The sequence below is a fragment of the Allobosea sp. RIT-PG3_2 genome (assembly GCF_057321085.1).
In genome coordinates this window covers 1-15,531 of the sequence record NZ_JBXWCA010000002.1, presented here as the reverse complement: position 1 = coordinate 15,531, position 15,531 = coordinate 1, and the positions used below count along the sequence as shown (strand labels likewise).

14 protein-coding genes are annotated in these 15,531 nt (G+C 66.5%); 4 read left to right on the top strand and 10 right to left on the bottom strand.

The window, feature by feature from the left end; translation table 11 throughout:
• Positions 1-6: 6 nt before the first annotated feature.
• Genes AC2FAN_RS05920 through AC2FAN_RS05910 form a run of 3 tightly spaced genes read right to left on the bottom strand, consistent with a single transcriptional unit; the run spans position 7 to position 2,698 of the window.
• Positions 7-873 (bottom strand): SDR family oxidoreductase, encoded by an 867-nt coding sequence (locus AC2FAN_RS05920; RefSeq protein ID WP_485173072.1) that lies wholly within the window; start codon positions 871-873, stop codon positions 7-9.
• Positions 870-2,108: a tRNA epoxyqueuosine(34) reductase QueG gene (queG, locus tag AC2FAN_RS05915; RefSeq protein ID WP_485173071.1), complete on the bottom strand. Its 1,239-nt coding sequence runs from the start codon at positions 2,106-2,108 to the stop codon at positions 870-872. The genes AC2FAN_RS05920 and queG overlap by 4 nt, the downstream gene beginning before the upstream one ends.
• Positions 2,006-2,698: a glutathione S-transferase family protein gene (locus AC2FAN_RS05910; RefSeq protein ID WP_265051804.1), complete on the bottom strand. Its 693-nt coding sequence runs from the start codon at positions 2,696-2,698 to the stop codon at positions 2,006-2,008. Before AC2FAN_RS05910 ends, queG begins: the two co-directional genes overlap by 103 nt.
• Before the next feature lie 257 nt (positions 2,699-2,955).
• Between AC2FAN_RS05910 and AC2FAN_RS05905 the strand changes: the two genes are divergently transcribed.
• Positions 2,956-3,753: an undecaprenyl-diphosphate phosphatase gene (locus AC2FAN_RS05905; protein ID WP_485173070.1), complete on the top strand. Its 798-nt coding sequence runs from the start codon at positions 2,956-2,958 to the stop codon at positions 3,751-3,753.
• A gap of 11 nt (positions 3,754-3,764) precedes the next feature.
• Here the strand turns inward: AC2FAN_RS05905 and AC2FAN_RS05900 are convergent, their stop codons facing one another.
• Both AC2FAN_RS05900 and AC2FAN_RS05895 read right to left on the bottom strand, forming a co-directional pair.
• Positions 3,765-5,405 (bottom strand): MFS transporter, encoded by a 1,641-nt coding sequence (locus AC2FAN_RS05900; RefSeq protein WP_485173069.1) that lies wholly within the window; start codon positions 5,403-5,405, stop codon positions 3,765-3,767.
• 164 nt (positions 5,406-5,569) lie between these two features.
• Positions 5,570-6,469, bottom strand: coding sequence for a protein-methionine-sulfoxide reductase heme-binding subunit MsrQ (locus tag AC2FAN_RS05895; RefSeq protein WP_485173068.1), 900 nt, complete (start codon positions 6,467-6,469; stop codon positions 5,570-5,572).
• 98 nt (positions 6,470-6,567) lie between these two features.
• On the opposite strand from AC2FAN_RS05895, the gene AC2FAN_RS05890 reads away from it, so the two are divergent.
• Complete coding sequence (locus AC2FAN_RS05890) at positions 6,568-7,182, top strand: HAD family hydrolase (protein ID WP_485173067.1); 615 nt, start codon at positions 6,568-6,570, stop codon at positions 7,180-7,182.
• Between the two features lie 193 nt (positions 7,183-7,375).
• Here AC2FAN_RS05890 and AC2FAN_RS05885 read toward each other — a convergent pair whose 3' ends face one another.
• Together AC2FAN_RS05885 and AC2FAN_RS05880 are read right to left on the bottom strand one after the other, a co-directional pair.
• Complete coding sequence (locus AC2FAN_RS05885; protein WP_485173066.1) at positions 7,376-8,503, bottom strand: saccharopine dehydrogenase family protein; 1,128 nt, start codon at positions 8,501-8,503, stop codon at positions 7,376-7,378.
• A 185-nt stretch (positions 8,504-8,688) separates the two neighbouring features.
• Entirely contained in the window at positions 8,689-9,132 is a 444-nt protein-coding gene (locus AC2FAN_RS05880; RefSeq protein WP_476807325.1) for an Lrp/AsnC family transcriptional regulator, read from the bottom strand.
• Positions 9,133-9,364: 232 nt separating this feature from the next.
• Here AC2FAN_RS05880 and AC2FAN_RS05875 point away from each other — a divergent pair, with 232 nt between their 5' ends.
• Positions 9,365-9,847, top strand: a complete 483-nt coding sequence (locus tag AC2FAN_RS05875; RefSeq protein ID WP_265051811.1) for a hypothetical protein — start codon at positions 9,365-9,367, stop codon at positions 9,845-9,847.
• Between the two features lie 152 nt (positions 9,848-9,999).
• Here AC2FAN_RS05875 and AC2FAN_RS05870 read toward each other — a convergent pair whose 3' ends face one another.
• The 3 genes from AC2FAN_RS05870 to ilvD form a co-directional block, all read right to left on the bottom strand.
• Positions 10,000-10,938: a hypothetical protein gene (locus AC2FAN_RS05870; RefSeq protein ID WP_265051812.1), complete on the bottom strand. Its 939-nt coding sequence runs from the start codon at positions 10,936-10,938 to the stop codon at positions 10,000-10,002.
• A gap of 86 nt (positions 10,939-11,024) precedes the next feature.
• A complete protein-coding gene (locus AC2FAN_RS05865; protein ID WP_485173065.1) occupies positions 11,025-12,086 on the bottom strand; it encodes an HPP family protein in 1,062 nt (353 codons plus the stop codon).
• A gap of 242 nt (positions 12,087-12,328) precedes the next feature.
• The gene (gene ilvD / locus AC2FAN_RS05860; RefSeq protein WP_485173064.1) at positions 12,329-14,170 is read right to left on the bottom strand and encodes a dihydroxy-acid dehydratase; all 1,842 of its coding nucleotides are present in this window, start codon (positions 14,168-14,170) and stop codon (positions 12,329-12,331) included.
• Positions 14,171-14,470: 300 nt separating this feature from the next.
• Here ilvD and AC2FAN_RS05855 point away from each other — a divergent pair, with 300 nt between their 5' ends.
• Complete coding sequence (locus AC2FAN_RS05855) at positions 14,471-15,361, top strand: LysR substrate-binding domain-containing protein (RefSeq protein WP_485173063.1); 891 nt, start codon at positions 14,471-14,473, stop codon at positions 15,359-15,361.
• Positions 15,362-15,531 lie beyond the last annotated feature (170 nt).

Below are 15,531 nucleotides of genomic sequence, written 5' to 3'. Positions count from 1 at the left end.
GCGGCCTCATTCGCCGGCTGCGGCCATGGCGCGAAGCGCCTCGCGATAGGTCGGGTAGCGGAAGTCGTAGCCTAGTTCCCGCTTCACCAATGCGTTCGAGACGCGCTTGCTCTCGCCGTAGAAGCTCGCGGCCATCGGCGAGAGTGCGGCTTGCTCGAACGGGATTTCGGGCGGCGGCTGCAGCCCGGTGAGTTCCGCAGCGAAGGTGATGACATCCTGCGGCGGCCCCGGCTCGTCATCGGTGACGTTGTAGATCGCGCCGTCCCGCGGCTGCGCCAGCGAGGCCATCAGCACCCCGGCGATATCGTCGACGTGGATGCGGTTGAAGACCTGGCCGGGCTTGATCAGCCGTGTCGCCTTGCCCTCGCGCAGCTTGGCGATGGCGTTGCGGCCGGGCCCGTAGATGCCGGAGAGGCGGAAGATCTGAACCGGCTTGCCGCTCTCGCGCCCGAGCGCCAGCCAGGCGTCCTCGATCGCGATGCGCTGGCGGGTGCGGGCGTTTGTTGGAGCCGGTGGCATGGCCTCGTCGATCCACGCGCCGCCCTGGTCGCCATAGACGCCGATCGTGGAGAGATAGCCGATCCAGCGCAGGTTCGGGGCCGCGGCGAGCGCGGCGCGCAAGGACCCGAGCGCCGGGTCGCCATCCTCGGCCGGCTGGACGGAGACCAGAACCGCATCGGCCTCAGCCACCGCCTTGCCCAGCGCCGACGATACGGCGAAGCCGCCGAAGACCAGTGTTCGGATGCCCTCGCGGCTGAGCTCCGCCGCCTTCTCGGCCGAGCGGACGGTGCCGGTGACTTCCCATCCCCGCGCCAGCGCGGCGCGCGCGAAGAAGCCGGCCGAATAGCCGAGGCCGAGGATCAGGATGTTCATGCGGCGTCTTCCGTTTCAGGCGTGAGCGCGTGCCATTCGGCGCGCACCTGCGGATCGCTCTCGTCGCGCAACGCGGCGGCAGCGTGCTGGCGGGCGCGTTCCGGGTCGAGCCGGCCCAGCGCCCATACGGCCATGGCCCGGACGAGCGGGGAGGGCTCGGCGAGATGGGGCAGGGCGCTGTCGATCAGATCAGCCCGCCCGCTATTGCCGATCGCGATGAGGACATTGCGCAGGAAGCGATCGCGGCCGGTGCGCTTCACCGGCGTGCCGGCAAAGAGCGTGCGGAAGCTCGCATCGTCGAGGCGGGCGAGCGCCGCAAGCTCGAGCCCGTCGAGCTCTTCCTTCAGGGCTAGCCGCGTCTCCTGCGCCGCCTGCGCGAACTTGTTCCAGGGACAGACGGCGAGGCAGTCGTCGCAGCCGAAGACGCGGTTGCCGATGCCGGCGCGTAGATCCGCGTCGATATGGCCTTGGTGCTCAATGGTCAGGTAGGCGATGCAGCGGCGCGCATCGAGCTGGTAGGGCGCCGGGAAGGCGTCGGTCGGGCAGATGTCGAGGCAGCGCCGGCAGGAGCCGCAATGGTCCTGCTCTGCCGCGTCCGCCGGCAGCTCCGCCGTGGTGTAGATCGAGCCTAGCAGCAGCCAGGAACCGTGCTCGCGCGAGACCAGCACCGTGTGCTTGCCCTGCCAGCCGAGCCCGGCCGCCTGCGCTAGCGGCTTCTCCATGACCGGTGCCGTGTCGACGAAGACCTTGACGTCGGCGCCGCCGCGCGCGGCCAGCAGACCCGCGACGCTCTTCAGCTTGCCCTTGATGACATCGTGATAGTCGCGCCTTCTAGCATAGAGCGAGATCGCCGCCTTGTCGGGATGGGCGAGCATGGCGAGCGGGTCGCCCTCGCCGGCATAGTTCATGCCGAGCATGATGACGGAGCGGACTTCGCTCCAGAGCTGGCGCGGATCGGCGCGCTGGTCGCGGCGATCCTCCATCCAGCCCATCTCGCCCTGATAGCCATTCGCGAGCCAGGCTTCGAGGCGCTCCGGCGCCTGCGGGATCGCATCGGCGGCGGCCACGCGCATCAGGACGAAGCCTTCGTCGCGAGCCCGCCGGGCGACGGCGCGCTTGAGCTTTTCGCCGCTCAGAAGTCCAGATTGTCGTAATGGGCGCTCGGAGCCATGCCCGGCACCCGGTCGCTCAGCAACGACCGGAAGCTCGGTCTCGACTTGATCCTCGCATACCATGCGCGAGCCGCCTCATCCTCTTCCCAGGGCACGTCGCCGAGATAGTCGACGCAGGACAGATGCGCCGCCGCCGCGAGATCGGCATAGCTCAGCTGCTCACCCGCAAGCCAGTTCCTCTTGGCCACCAGCCAGGAGATATAGCGCAGATGATAGCGCACATTCGCGCGCGCTGCGCGGATCGCGCTCATTTCCGGCGGACCGCCGCCCTCGTCGCGGCTCATGAACCGCTTCATCACCTTCTCCAGCACGAGCGGGGCGGTGATCTCCTCGTGGAATTTGACGTTGAACCAGTCGAGCAGGCGGCGCACCTCGACACGCTCGCCCGGCCCCTCCGGCAGCAGGCGCCGGTCGCCGAGCGCCAGCCCGCGCGTCTCGTCGAGATATTCCGAGATCGGCCCGGCGCCGGGCACGGCCAGCCCGTTCTGCTCCTGGAAGACGGGCGTGGTGCCCGCCGTATTGAGCTCGATGAATTCCCGTCGGCGCTCCCAGACGCGTTCCTCGACCAGCTCGGCCTCCATGCCGAACTCACCGAGAACGAGACGGATGAAACGCGAATGCGGGCATAGCGGGTAATGATACAGGGTCGCCATGGCACTCATGAAGACTGTGAAGCAGGCAAAATGCGACGGAAGCAGGGCCGCCGGGCTTGCAGAGGCCCGATAGGCGACAGGGGCCTGCTATAATCATGCCCGAAAAGCGCCACAACCCGCCGCGATGCGGAAGCCCGCAATTTGCATGGGCTGCTTCGCGAAGTGGTAACCAATTTGCAAAGAGCTGGGCGTAAGCCGGTCGAACGTCTCTACGCGCCCGCTCGGCGCCTTCCGAAGTCGCACGAGGGCCTTCCTCCATGCAGAACCTGATCGAAGCTTTCGTCCTCGGCATCGTCGAGGGCCTGACCGAGTTCCTGCCGGTCTCGTCGACGGGCCACCTGCTCCTGCTCGGCCACTTCCTCGGCTTCGAATCGAACGGCAAGACCTTCGAGGTCCTGGTCCAGCTCGGCGCGATCCTGGCGATCCTGCTGGTCTATTTCCGCCGCCTGCTCGACATCGCGCTCAGGCTGCCGAGCGATCCCTCGGCGCGGCGCTTCGTCATCGGCGTGCTGATCGCCTTCCTGCCGGCGGCGGTTATCGGCGCCATCCTGCACGGCTTCATCAAGACCGTGCTGTTCAACCCCTTCATCGTCTGCTGCACGCTGATCGCCGGCGGATTGATCCTGCTCGTCGTCGACGAACTCGAGCTGCAGGAGAAGCACACCGACGCCACTGCCTTCCCGCTGCCGATGTACTTCAAGATCGGGCTGATCCAGTGCCTCGCCATGGTCCCCGGCGTCTCTCGCTCGGGCTCGACCATCGTCGGTGCCATGCTGCTCGGTGCCAGCAAGCGCGCGGCCGCCGAGTTCTCCTTCTTCCTCGCCATGCCGACCATGGCGGGCGCCTTCGCCTACGACCTGCTGAAGAGCTACAAGTTCCTGACCTTCGACGACGGCATCCTGATCGTCGTCGGCTTCGTCGCGGCCTTCTTCTCGGCGCTGATCGTGGTGCGCAGCTTCCTCGACTTCGTCTCGAAGCGCGGCTTCGCGCCCTTCGCGTGGTGGCGGATCATCGTCGGGCTGGTCGGCCTCGCCGGCCTCTGGATCGTCGGCTGAGCCTTTGAGGGTCAGGCCGGCCGCGAGGAGTCGGCCAGCGAGTCGGCGAGCGTCGGAGATCTGGCCGGCGATTGCGGCAGCGAGGTCGTCTGCCGCTCGATCATGCGATGGACCACCGGCGGGTTCGGGCCGCTGTGCAGCGCGCGGACCCGCTCTCCGATCTCGGCATCGGCCTGGGTGACACGCTGGTTCTGCCGGACATACTCGACCCATGTCGGGCTGTCGTAACGCTCGAACCAGAGCGTCGAATCGGTCAGGTCGCGCAGGAGCGCCCAGTGCCGGGCGCCGTCGCGGCGCCGGATGCGGCGCCGTTCCGTCATCACGTTCAGGAAGGCGACGATGTCCTCCGGCTTGATGATGTACTCGACGGTGACGATCACCGGTCCGGAGCGCGGTTCGATATCGACCGCGACCTTCGGCTCGCGCCAGCGGCTGAGCGGGTCGAGATTGAGGGCCTCCAGGGGCGGCAGCCGGTAGCGCAGCCCGAGCGCCGCCCCGAAGAGCAGCGTGACAGCCGAGATCAGCAGGGCCTTCTCAACGCCGAAATGCTGCGCCGAGCGGCCCCAGGCCCAGCTCCCCATCGCCATGCCGCCGAACGCCGCCATCTGGTAGGTCGCGAGCGCCCGCCCGACGACCCAGCGCGGGGCGGAGAGCTGCACCGTGGCGTTGAAGGTCGAGAGTGCCAGCACCCAGCAGGCGCCGCAGACACACAGGCCCACCATCGCCAGCCAGATGGTCTTGCTCAGCGCGATGACGATGACGCCGGTGGCATAGGCGGCGAAGGTGGAGCGAACCAGGGTTTCCGTGCTCATCGCGCGCCTGAGCCGGGCGCTCATGAAGGCCCCGCCGACCGCGCCGGCACCGAAGGCGCCGAGCAGCACGCCATAGGTCAGGGGGCCGCCGCGCACGAGATCGCGCGCAATCAGCGGCAGCAGCGCCAGCCCGACGATGGCGCCGAAACCGTAGACGAAGGCGCGCAGGATGACGGCGCGGATGTTGGGCGACATCGCGACATAGCGCACGCCGGCACCCATCGCGATGAGCAGCGTTTCGCGCGGCAGCAGGCGCTCGACCTTGGGCGGCTCCCAGCGCGCCAGCACGACGAGCAGCGGGATATAGCTCACGGCATTGATGGCGAAGGCGGCCACCGCGCCGGCTGCCGCGACGATGGCGCCGCCGATCGCCGGCCCGACGCTGCGGGCGATGTTGAAGGCGACGCTGTTGAGCGTCACCGCCGCCGGCACGTCGCGGCGTGGCACCATGTCCCCGACCGAGGATTGCCATGCCGGGTTGTTGAGCGCCGTGCCGCAACCGATCAGGAAGGTGAAGGTCAGCAGCAGCCAGGGTGAGATCAGACCGAACCAGGCCACGATCGCCAGCGCGATGGAGACCAGCAGCATGAAGACCTGGGCGGTCAGCAGGATCTTGCGGCGGTCGTAATTGTCTGAGATCGCGCCGGCCGCCAGCGAGAACAGCATCACCGGCAAGGTGGTCGAGGATTGAACCAGCGCCACCATCTCGGCCGAGGGCGAGATCGAGGCCATCATCCAGGAGGCGCCGACAGCCTGGATCAGACCGCCGAAATTCGAGGCGAGGCTCGCGAACCAGACGGCGCGGAAGATCGGTTGTTGCAGCGGGACGAAGGGCGACACCCGGTTATCCGTAGGCCCGATGCCCTCCGAGGCGAGCTCGGCTTCTACGACATCGGCCGTGGGCTGGGCGTGAGGATCGTCAGGCATCCCATAGGGTTAAAACATGAGGGCGAGAGGGGGAAACCCTTTCCATCTGGAAGATGTCGAAACATGGAAAGTTTTTCTCACGCCGCAGCCGGCTGGCGCGCCTGCCTGGGCGGGCGGGGCTTGCGTGCGCGCAGGGCCTGGCCGACCGCGACCAGAAGCCCGGCCAGCATGACCCAGTGCGCGGGCCGAACCGAGACATAGTCCTGGTAGATCAGGATATCGGCATTGGCCTGGAAGACGAGCCAGGCCGAGACGCCGGAAGTCAGCGCATACCACGCCGCCTCCAGGCAGGCGGTGATGAGGCCGGCAAGGATTGCCGTTCCCGCCAGCATCGGGGCCGAGATGGGCAGCTTCCAGCGGTAAAGCCCCCTATAGAGCATGAGCAGGACGAAGAGGCCGCTCATCAACACGGGTTCCGTCACGTCGATCTTGGATTGCAGCGCGAAATGCAGCAGGGCCAGCATCGCGATCGGATAGATCAGGTTGTGCAGGCGTTGCCAGTTCTTGCCGAGCCTGCGGATCATGCCGTCGGTCGAGGTTGCGCCCAGCGCGCCCAGGCCGAGCAGCGCGACGAAGCCGATGGTCAGGTAGAAGCGCTTGACGATCTCGGAGACGATCAAGCCCCAGTCGAACGCCATGTCGATGCAGTAGAGCGTCAGATGCCCGAGCGCGTAGGCCATCACGCCGAGGCCGAGCATGCGGCGGATGCCGATCAGCTTGCCCCAGTCAAACAGCCGCCGGAAAGGCGAGACGGCGAGCGTGATGACGAGCAGCCGGACCGTCCAGGTTCCGGTCTGGTGGATCGCCTGCGTCCAGGGCTTCGACCCCAGCTGATGCATCCAGGCCGCGTAGAGCAGCATCAGAGCCGGCACGAACAGTAGCGCGAAAGTCGCTGCCCGCAGGCCCGAGAAGCGGCCCTGGCGGTCGGTCCATGGCAGCCACGCCTTTGCGGGCGTTTTTCCTGTGCGAGAGCTCATGTCTCCGCATAAACGATGGGGTCGGTCCCTGTCCTGCACATCTGGACACAAGCGCGTGAATGAGTTGTCCTGCCGCCCCTTTTCAAGCGGATTTCACGATGGCTTCCAGCAATCCCACCGTCGTCTTCGATGTCGGCAATGTCCTGCTGCGCTGGGATACGCGGCTGATCTACCGCGCGCTGATCCCTGATCCGCAGCGGCTCGACTGGTTCATGCAGAACGTCTGTACCATGGCCTGGAACATCGAGCAGGACCGCGGCCGCTCCTGGGAGGAGGCGGTGGCCTCGCTGGTCGCTGAGCATCCGGAATGGGAGCGCGAGATCAAGGCCTATGACGAGCGCTGGCATGACAGCATCCCCGAGGCGATCGCCGGCAGTGTCGCGGTGCTGGAGGAGCTGAAGGCGCGGGGCGACAGCGTCTACGCCATCACCAATTTCTCGCGTGAGAAATGGGCGGAATGCCTGATCCGCTTCCCGTTCCTGCAGAGCTTCGACGGCGTCGTCGTCTCGGCGCATGAGCAGCTCCTCAAGCCCGATCCCGCGATCTACGAGGTGCTGTTCGGCCGCTACGGCCTGAACGCCGGCGACTGCATCTTCGTCGACGACAGCGAGAAGAATATCGTGGCGGCCCGCGATGTCGGCATGCAGGCCGTGCACTTCGTCGAACCCATCGACCTGCGCAGCGAATTGCGCGGCCTGGGCGTCAGGCTCTGACCGGCAGAGCCTGACTGTTGGGAGCTTGTTTCGTTTTTACGGGAACACGCCGTCATTCCGGAAAAGCCGCGAAGCGGCGCCGATCCGGAATCCATCGGAGGGCACGGCGTTCTACGATGGATCCGGGTCAAGCCCGGGATGACGGCGCGTTTCTACGTAAGATCAACATGCTCTCAAGGAGGAGAGCCGGCTGTCAGGCGGCGCTCTTGATCGCGACGGTCGGTGCCAGGCCAGCCGCATCGACGCCGCGGGCTTCCCGCAGCAGGCGCGAGCCGGCCTTGGTCGCCAGGAAATCGGCGAGGACCGCATCCTCCTGACGCACGAAGCCCTTGGCCGGCAGCTTGCCGGCGAGGAACAGCTCGACCATGGCGACGCAGCCGGCGGCGGTGGTGAGCTGGATCGCGCCGAGCTCGTCATTGCCGTCATAGCGCAGCACGACGCTCTCCTCCTCGAGGCGGCCGCGGCGCTCGCCGACGCCGGTCACGAAGATCACGACGACGTCCTTGCGGGTGAACGGCGCGGAGTGGCTGAGGATGCGGCGCAGCGTCTCGCGGTCATCGGCGAGTTCGAGGTCGCGCAGCAGCAGCTTCATGATCTCGGCATGGCCGGGATAGCGCAGCGTCTTGTAGCTCATGTTGCGGACCTTGCCGGCCAGCGTCTCGGTGAGCGTGCCCAATCCGCCCGAGGTGTTGAAGGCCTCGTAGGCGACGCCGTCGATCATCACGCTCTCGATGCCTTCGAGCGCCGGAACCAGCGTCGGCTGTCCGTCGAAGACGATCTCGCAGGGGTTGCAGTACTCATTGATCAGCCCGTCGACCGACCAGGTCACGTTGTAGCGGAGCGCATTGGTCGGGTAGAGCGGCAGAGCGCCGACGCGCATCTTGATGGTGCGGACGTTCTCGAAGCGCGCCGCCATGTCGGCGCCGAGGATGCAGATGAAGCCCGGAGCCAGCCCGCATTGCGGCACCAGCGCGACATCGGCGGTCCCGCCGAGATCCTTGATGTAAGAGGTGGTGGCGACGTCCTCGGTCAGGTCGAAATAATGGGTTTTGGTCTCGGCCGCGACCTTGGCGATGCCCTTGTTGAGGAAATAGGGGCAGGCGCTGACGACGATGTCACGATCCTTGAGGAATGCCCGCAGCGCGTCGAGATCGGAAGCGTCGACGGTGGCGGTGGCGAAGCGGGCGCCGGCAGCGTGCTTGAGCTGCGACTGCGCGGCATCGGCCAGCGTAACCTCATGGCCCTGCTCGGACAGCATGCCGGCGATGATGACGCCGATCTGGCCGGCGCCGAGCACGGCAATGCGCTTCTGGGTGGTCATGTCGCGATCTCCTGACGGGTCGGGCAGGCGGTCCACCTCCCTCCAGCCGATCATCGCTTCATGTGACGCTCGCTTTAACGGACGGATCGCCGACGCGTGCACCTATTTGCGTGCGATCCGCAGGGATATGGCCCAAATCGATGCGAAACGAACGGCGCTTGCCAGAGACATCGGCGCGGAGGTGGTCAGCGCTCGAATTTCCGCGCCAGAATCACGGAGGAGGTCGTCCGCCTGACGCCCTCCATCTCGGCGATCCAGTCGATCATCGTGTCGAGGTCGCTCGCCGTCTCGCACTCGATCTTGACCGAGAGATCGAAATGGCCGCTCAGCGTGTGGCATTGCACGATTTCCGGCCGCTTCTTCAGCGCCGCGACCACGCTGCCTTGCTGCCGGACCTCCAGCTCGATCAGGATGAGGGCGGAGATCGTCGTGACCGGGCGGCTCGCCTTGCCGAGGATCGTGGTGTAGCCGGCGATCACGCCGTCGCGCTCGAGCCGGGCGAGGCGGCCTTGCACCGTCGCCCGCGAGACGCCGAGCGACTTGGCGATGTCCGACAGCGGCAGCCGCGCATTCTCGGTGAGAATACGGATGAGTTCGCGGTCCTTCGCGCCGTCTGACGGCCGTGCCATATCGTCTCCGGGTCGTTCGGCGGGCCGTCATATAGCAGGGAAACGCGGGGCTCCGGCAAGGGGCGCGCGGGAGGGCGCCCAGACTTCATTCGAGCGCGCCAGCAAGGGCCTGCCCGAAAAGGAACATCTTGCCCGCGGAGGGGTTATCCGCGCGCCGGAAAGGACTTGCTTCGGGGCGCAAATCGGAGTGGCATGCCATCCGGCGGCAGCACGCTTTGCCATGGAGAACGTCATGTTCAGGACATTCATTCTCGCATCCGCCTCGGCCTTCGCCCTGGCCTCTTTCGCTGTGACTCCCGCCTCGGCGCTGACGATGAAGGAGTGCGGCGTCAAGTATCAGGACGCCAAGAAGGCCAATACGCTCAAGGGCCAGAAGTGGAACGATTTCCGCAAGGCCCAGTGCGGCGACGACGATGCCGCCGATGACGAGGCTGCGGCTGCCATGCCGGCCGAGCCGGCGAAGCCTGCCGCTTCCGCGGCGGCTGCCGCTCCAGCCGCCAAGCCCGCCGCGATGCCGGCCGGCAAGGCGAAGGCCGCTGTCTTCCCGAAAGCGGTTTCGCAGAAATATTCGAGCGAGACGGCCGGCAAGGCGCGCCTCAAGACCTGTGTCGACCAGTACAACGCCAACAAGGCGGCCAACGCCAATGGCGAGCTCAAATGGATCGAGAAGGGCGGCGGCTACTGGAGCCAGTGCAACACCAAGCTCAAGAGCTGAGGCGCGTTCGAGAGCTTGCTGATTTTGCAGAACAAGGCGTCATCCCCGGCTCTCCGCTTTGCTCCGGCCGGGATGACCCGCGGTTCCTCCAAAACCTGACAGGCCCCCATCGTTCATAAAACGCTGCGCCGCGAGGCGCGGCGTTTTTCGTTTCAGAGCATCTGCGACGGGCGCGAGGCGGGGTCGGACGGCCGCGCCGGTGGCGGATTGTCGGGCCGCTGCTGCCCCTTGCCGATCATCTCGCCGCGCGTGCGGATGACATGCGCCGTCACCACCTCCTGAACGCGTCTCTCGGCGGCATCGCGGATAGCGCCGCGATTGGCGGGGCGGCCTTCCTCTGTCTCGATCAGCTCGATCGTGGCGTTTGTCAGCGCGTCGACATCGCTCTTGCAGAACAGCATGGCCGCCTTGGCGACGACCTCCGCCTTCTCGTCGGTCAGAAGCATCGGCGCGCCTTCACGCCCGATGCAGGCCAGCATCTTGCTGCGGATCAGGTCGCGGGTCTTCTCCAGCAGCGCCTTCTTCTCGGCCCGTGCCGTGCGTTCCGCCTCGGTCGCCTCGCGTGGCTGTGCCTGATTGGGCGCGCCGGGCGCCGTCGGTCCGCGCACATTGGCGCTCTGCTTCACGCATTCGACCAGCGCCGGCAGCATCTCGCCGGTCGAGGTCAGCGCGAAGGTGAAACGGGCATCGTTCGCGACCAGCTCGAGATAGCGCCCCTGCCGGAAGGCGTTGATCAGGGCGGACTGAGCCGGCATCGCGATGGTGACCAGCGTCGGAGACTTGATGTTGGCTGTGACATCGATGGTCGAGCTGCGGTCGAAGACGAGCCGGAGGCTGAGCGTCTCGCCGGTCCTGAGCTTCCATTCCGGCTTCGAGAAGCCGAGCAGCCAGGAGAACTGCGACGTCACCGAGGTCAGCATCGTCACGCCGCTCTTGTAGTGGGCGCTGACGGCGCAATGCGAGAAGGCGCCCGTCTGGTCGTTGGTGAAGGTGCCGCCCGACCAGTTGCCGACGACGATCTTGCCGAACGGGCCGGCAGCGCCAGCCGGGAATGACAAAAGGCAGGTCAGGGCGACCATTGCGGCCCGCATTCGGGTTTCTCCGTACCGATCCTGGCGTGAGGCTAGAACAGGACGGGGAAAAGGGGGACCTGTTTTTTGCGGTACCGCTTGTCTGATCAGGCAGCGTCCTGCCGCAGCGGCTTGAGCAGCATTGCGAGGAGATCGCTCTGGGTCACGAGGCCGAGGAGCTGCTCCGCCTCGTCGACGATGACGACCGCATGGCGGCGGCCATCCGTCAGCGGCGCTATCAGGTCCACGGATGGAGCATCCGGCCGCGCCGTATAAGCGGCTGCCATCACGTCGCCGACGCGCAGGCCCGCTCGTGTCAGCTCCCGCAACCCGACCGTGCCGAGCAGGCGATTGTCGCGGTCGACGACCGGCAGCGTGCGGATGCCATGTTCGAGCAGCAGCGCCCGAGCCGTCTCGATCTCTCCGTGTTGGTCGATGCGGACGATGTCGCGGGACATGATGTCGGAGCAGCGCGGCAGGCCGCGGAACCGGGAAAGCGCATGCATCTCGACGCGCCGGAGCAGCCGGTCGAGATCCTCGCGATCGATGTCGAAGGTCTCGCCGAGATCATCGAGGGCGGCGTCGATATCCGCCTCGTTGAAACCGACGCGATTACCCGGTGGAAGGTCCCTGGTGCCATGCGGATTGACCGCGACCGGAGACCGGTGCGGGTAACTGTGGCTCGAAAAGCGATGGAACAGAATGCCGAGCACGGTCAGTACGATCGCATTCAGCCCGACCGGAACGAAGGCGAAGCCGAGACCATAAGCGCCGACGATCGGCCCGCCCAGCGCGGCGGTCAGCGCTGCGGCTCCGCCCGGTGGGTGCAGGCAGCGCAGCAGCGACATGCCCGCGATCGCCAGCGCGACGGCGACACCAGCGGCGACGGCCGGCTCGGGGATATAGCGGCCGACCAGCAAACCGACGAGCGCCGAGACGGTGTTGCCGCCGATGATCGACCATGGCTGCGCCAGCGGGCTCGATGGGATGGCGAAGAGGAGCAGGGCCGAGGCGCCCATGGGCGCGACGAGCAGGGGCAGGTGAGGGTCGTTGCCGAGAAGGAGGCTGCAGATCAGCCCGGTCGCGCCGACGCCGATCAATGCGCCCAAGCAGGCGACGAGCCGGTCGCGCCAAGTCGCACCAGCGAGGATCGGTGCAAACAGCCGCATGCGCCAGCGCTTTGTCGCTTGGGGTTCGATTGCCTGGGTATTCATCGCGGACAGCCGGATTTGCTCAAATCTTCGGCAGATCAATAGGCGGGAGGGTGTGTCCCGGGCAATGCCATTCTGACGGCGCGGGCGCCTCGCGATGCCAAAAAGCAGAATTGGCTCTGGCGAGGCGCTGACTTGGAAATTCGATCTCTATGAACGGTCGATCGGCCGCTTGTGCCGGCCGATCGACCTGGGAACACTCAATCGACCATGCGCACCGCGCCTCTGGCGGCGCTCGTCGTCGTCGCGGCATAGGCCTTGAGTGCGGTCGAGACCTTGCGCTTGCGCGGTGCCGCCGGCTTCCAGGCGTCCTTGCCCTTGGCTTCCATCGCGGCGCGGCGGCGCGCCAGCTCCTCGTCGGAAACTTCAAGCGAGATGCTGCGGTTGGGGATGTCGATTGCGATGATGTCGCCGCTCTCGACGAGGCCGATCGCGCCGCCCTCGGCCGCTTCCGGCGAGACATGGCCGATGGAGAGGCCGGACGAGCCCCCGGAGAAGCGCCCGTCGGTGATCAGCGCGCAGGCCTTTCCGAGCCCCTTCGACTTCAGATAGCTCGTCGGATAGAGCATTTCCTGCATGCCCGGCCCGCCGCGCGGCCCCTCATAGCGGATCAGCACGATATCGCCGGGGTTGACCTTGCGGTTGAGGATGCCCTCGACCGCCGCATCCTGGCTTTCGAAGATCACGGCCGGGCCGGAGAATTTCAGGATGGAGGCATCGACGCCTGCCGTCTTCACGATGCAGCCGTCGAGCGCGATATTGCCGAAGAGCACGGCGAGCCCGCCATCCCGGGAATAGGCGTGATCGAGATTGCGGATCACGCCGGCCTCGCGGTCGGTGTCGAGCTCCTCGAAGCGCCGGTCCTGGCTGAAGGCGGTCTGCGTCGGCACGCCGCCGGGCGCCGCGCTGTAGAAGGAGCGAACCGCCTCGCTCTGGGTCTGCGTGATGTCCCAGCGCGCCAGCGCATCGGCCATCGTCGTGCTGTGGACGGTCGGCAGCGAGGTGTCGATCAGTCCGGCGCGGTCGAGCTCGCCGAGGATCGCCATGATGCCGCCTGCCCGGTGCACGTCTTCCATATGCACGTTGGCGACGGCCGGAGCGACCTTGCACAGCACGGGCACGCGCCGCGACAGCCGGTCGATATCGGCCATGGTGAAGTCGATCTCGGCCTCATGCGCCGCCGCCAGCAGGTGCAGCACCGTATTGGTCGAGCCGCCCATGGCGATGTCGAGCGTCATCGCGTTCTCGAACGCCTTGAACGAGCCGACATTGCGCGGCAGCACGCTCTCGTCGTCCTGGTCGTAATAGCGGCGGGCGATATCGACGATCAGATGGCCGGCCTCGACGAAGAGGCGCTTGCGGTCGGCATGGGTGGCGAGCGTCGAGCCGTTGCCGGGCAGCGCGAGGCCGAGCGCCTCGGTCAGGCAGTTCATCGAATTGGCGGTGAACATGCCCGAGCAGGAGCCGCAGGTCGGGCAGGCCGAGCGCTCGATCACGTCGACCTCGGCGTCGGTATATTTGTCGTCGGCTGCCGCGATCATCGCATCGACGAGATCGACCTTCTTCAGCACGCCCTCGGCAATGAACTTGCCGGCCTCCATCGGCCCGCCCGAGACGAAGACGGTCGGGATGTTCAGGCGCATCGAAGCCATCAGCATGCCGGGCGTGATCTTGTCGCAGTTGGAGATGCAGACCATCGCGTCGGCGCAATGGGCGTTGACCATGTATTCGACGCTGTCGGCGATCAGTTCGCGCGAGGGGAGGCTGTAGAGCATGCCGTCATGGCCCATGGCGATGCCGTCATCGACCGCGATCGTGTTGAACTCCTTGGCGACGCCGCCGGCCTTCTCGATCTCGCGCGCGACGAGCTGGCCGAGATCCTGGAGATGGACGTGGCCCGGCACGAACTGGGTGAAGGAGTTCACCACCGCGATGATCGGCTTGCCGAAATCGCCGTCCTTCATGCCTGTGGCGCGCCACAGGCCGCGGGCGCCGGCCATGTTGCGGCCATGGGTGGACGTGGCGGATCTCAGCCTGGGCATCTCATGCGTCTCCGGTCTCGGGCTCCTGATGTCCCGTTGCGCGGCAAACTATCGTCGCTGCGCCTTCCGTCAAAATTGAATTCTTCGATTTCCATGATCGGCGCCACGCATGGCGGAGATCCACTCCGTCGTCATCCCGGACGGAGCGAAGCGGAGATCCGGGATCCATCGTAGAGCGAGGCGCCCCTCGATGGATCCCGGATCGGCGCGGCTTCGCCGCTTGCCCGGGGTGACCCGCGTTTCCTAAAGCGGCGGCGCTCATTTAATGAACAGCCGGAAGAGAGGTTTTCGGTGACAAGCATGCTGCGCAATATCGATGTCGATCTTCTGCGGTCCTTCGTCACCATCGCGGAGCTGCGCAGCTTCACCCGTGCGGCAGCAGCGCTGTTCCGCAGCCAGTCGACGGTCAGCACGCAGATCCGGCGCCTGGAGGAGCTGGCGGGGCAGACCCTGCTGCAGCGTTCGCCGCACGAGGTTCTCCTCACGCGCGCGGGCGAACAGTTCCTTGGCTATGCCCGCCGCATCGTCGCGCTCCATGACGAGGCGCTCGACGTCATCAATGCGCAGAGCGTCAGCGGCCGCGTCCGGCTCGCGGTGATGGATGATTACGCCACCATCGTCCTGCCCGAGACCCTGGCGCGCTTTGCCCGCTCCCATCCCGATGTCGAGCTTGAGGTCACGACGGGTTTCACCCGCGATCTCCTAAATAGCCTGGGCGAGGAATTCGACCTCGTCCTTGCGACGCAGAAGGCCGGCGACGGGCGCGGCGAGGTGCTCCGCCGGGAGCAGACGGTCTGGGCCTGTTCGGATCGAACCGCCTTCACCCTGGAGGAGCCGTTGCAGCTCGCCCTGCTGAAGGCGCCCAACATGTTTCGGGAATGGGCGCTGGAGGCGTTGAACGAGGCCGGCTTGCCTTGGCGCATCCTGTTCTCCAGCTCGAGCATCGGCGCGGCGGAGGCGGTGGCGGCCTCGGGCGCGGCGCTGACGGTCGTCAAGGCCGGCACCGCCAGATCGGGGCTGCAGCTGTTGGGCGCTGCCGACGGCTTGCCGCCGCTGCCCGCTTCCGAGATCGCGCTGCATCTCGCGCCGGGCCGGCCGAGCGCTGCGGTGGCCGCGATGAGCGGCTTTCTGGCCGAAACCTTGAAGGATGAGACCTCAGTCGGGGCTTCTGCATCGCCTGCTACGGCCTAATTCGGGGGAGCCGCGGGCGTCGGAGGCGAGAAACCTCGGAAAATCCTCAGCCAAATGACGGGTTGGTTCGATGCGGATAATCCACAGCGAGCTAAAGCATTGATTTCAAACGAAAAGCACTTTCCGTCGAAAAACTTTCAAAAAGGCCGTTGACAGGGAAAAGGGGGCTC

Excerpts from the sequence above, each read along its gene's own strand:
- ilvD (WP_485173064.1), bottom strand. The coding sequence starts at position 14,170 with ATGCCCAGGCTGAGATCCGCCACGTCCACCCATGGCCGCAACATGGCC.
- AC2FAN_RS05875 (WP_265051811.1), top strand. The coding sequence starts at position 9,365 with ATGTTCAGGACATTCATTCTCGCATCCGCCTCGGCCTTCGCCCTGGCC.
- AC2FAN_RS05920 (WP_485173072.1), bottom strand. The coding sequence starts at position 873 with ATGAACATCCTGATCCTCGGCCTCGGCTATTCGGCCGGCTTCTTCGCG.
- AC2FAN_RS05855 (WP_485173063.1), top strand. The coding sequence starts at position 14,471 with ATGCTGCGCAATATCGATGTCGATCTTCTGCGGTCCTTCGTCACCATC.
- queG (WP_485173071.1), bottom strand. The coding sequence starts at position 2,108 with ATGGTATGCGAGGATCAAGTCGAGACCGAGCTTCCGGTCGTTGCTGAG.
- AC2FAN_RS05870 (WP_265051812.1), bottom strand. The coding sequence starts at position 10,938 with ATGCGGGCCGCAATGGTCGCCCTGACCTGCCTTTTGTCATTCCCGGCT.
- AC2FAN_RS05885 (WP_485173066.1), bottom strand. The coding sequence starts at position 8,503 with ATGACCACCCAGAAGCGCATTGCCGTGCTCGGCGCCGGCCAGATCGGC.
- AC2FAN_RS05905 (WP_485173070.1), top strand. The coding sequence starts at position 2,956 with ATGCAGAACCTGATCGAAGCTTTCGTCCTCGGCATCGTCGAGGGCCTG.
- AC2FAN_RS05890 (WP_485173067.1), top strand. The coding sequence starts at position 6,568 with ATGGCTTCCAGCAATCCCACCGTCGTCTTCGATGTCGGCAATGTCCTG.
- AC2FAN_RS05895 (WP_485173068.1), bottom strand. The coding sequence starts at position 6,469 with ATGAGCTCTCGCACAGGAAAAACGCCCGCAAAGGCGTGGCTGCCATGG.
- AC2FAN_RS05880 (WP_476807325.1), bottom strand. The coding sequence starts at position 9,132 with ATGGCACGGCCGTCAGACGGCGCGAAGGACCGCGAACTCATCCGTATT.
- AC2FAN_RS05910 (WP_265051804.1), bottom strand. The coding sequence starts at position 2,698 with ATGGCGACCCTGTATCATTACCCGCTATGCCCGCATTCGCGTTTCATC.
- AC2FAN_RS05865 (WP_485173065.1), bottom strand. The coding sequence starts at position 12,086 with ATGCGGCTGTTTGCACCGATCCTCGCTGGTGCGACTTGGCGCGACCGG.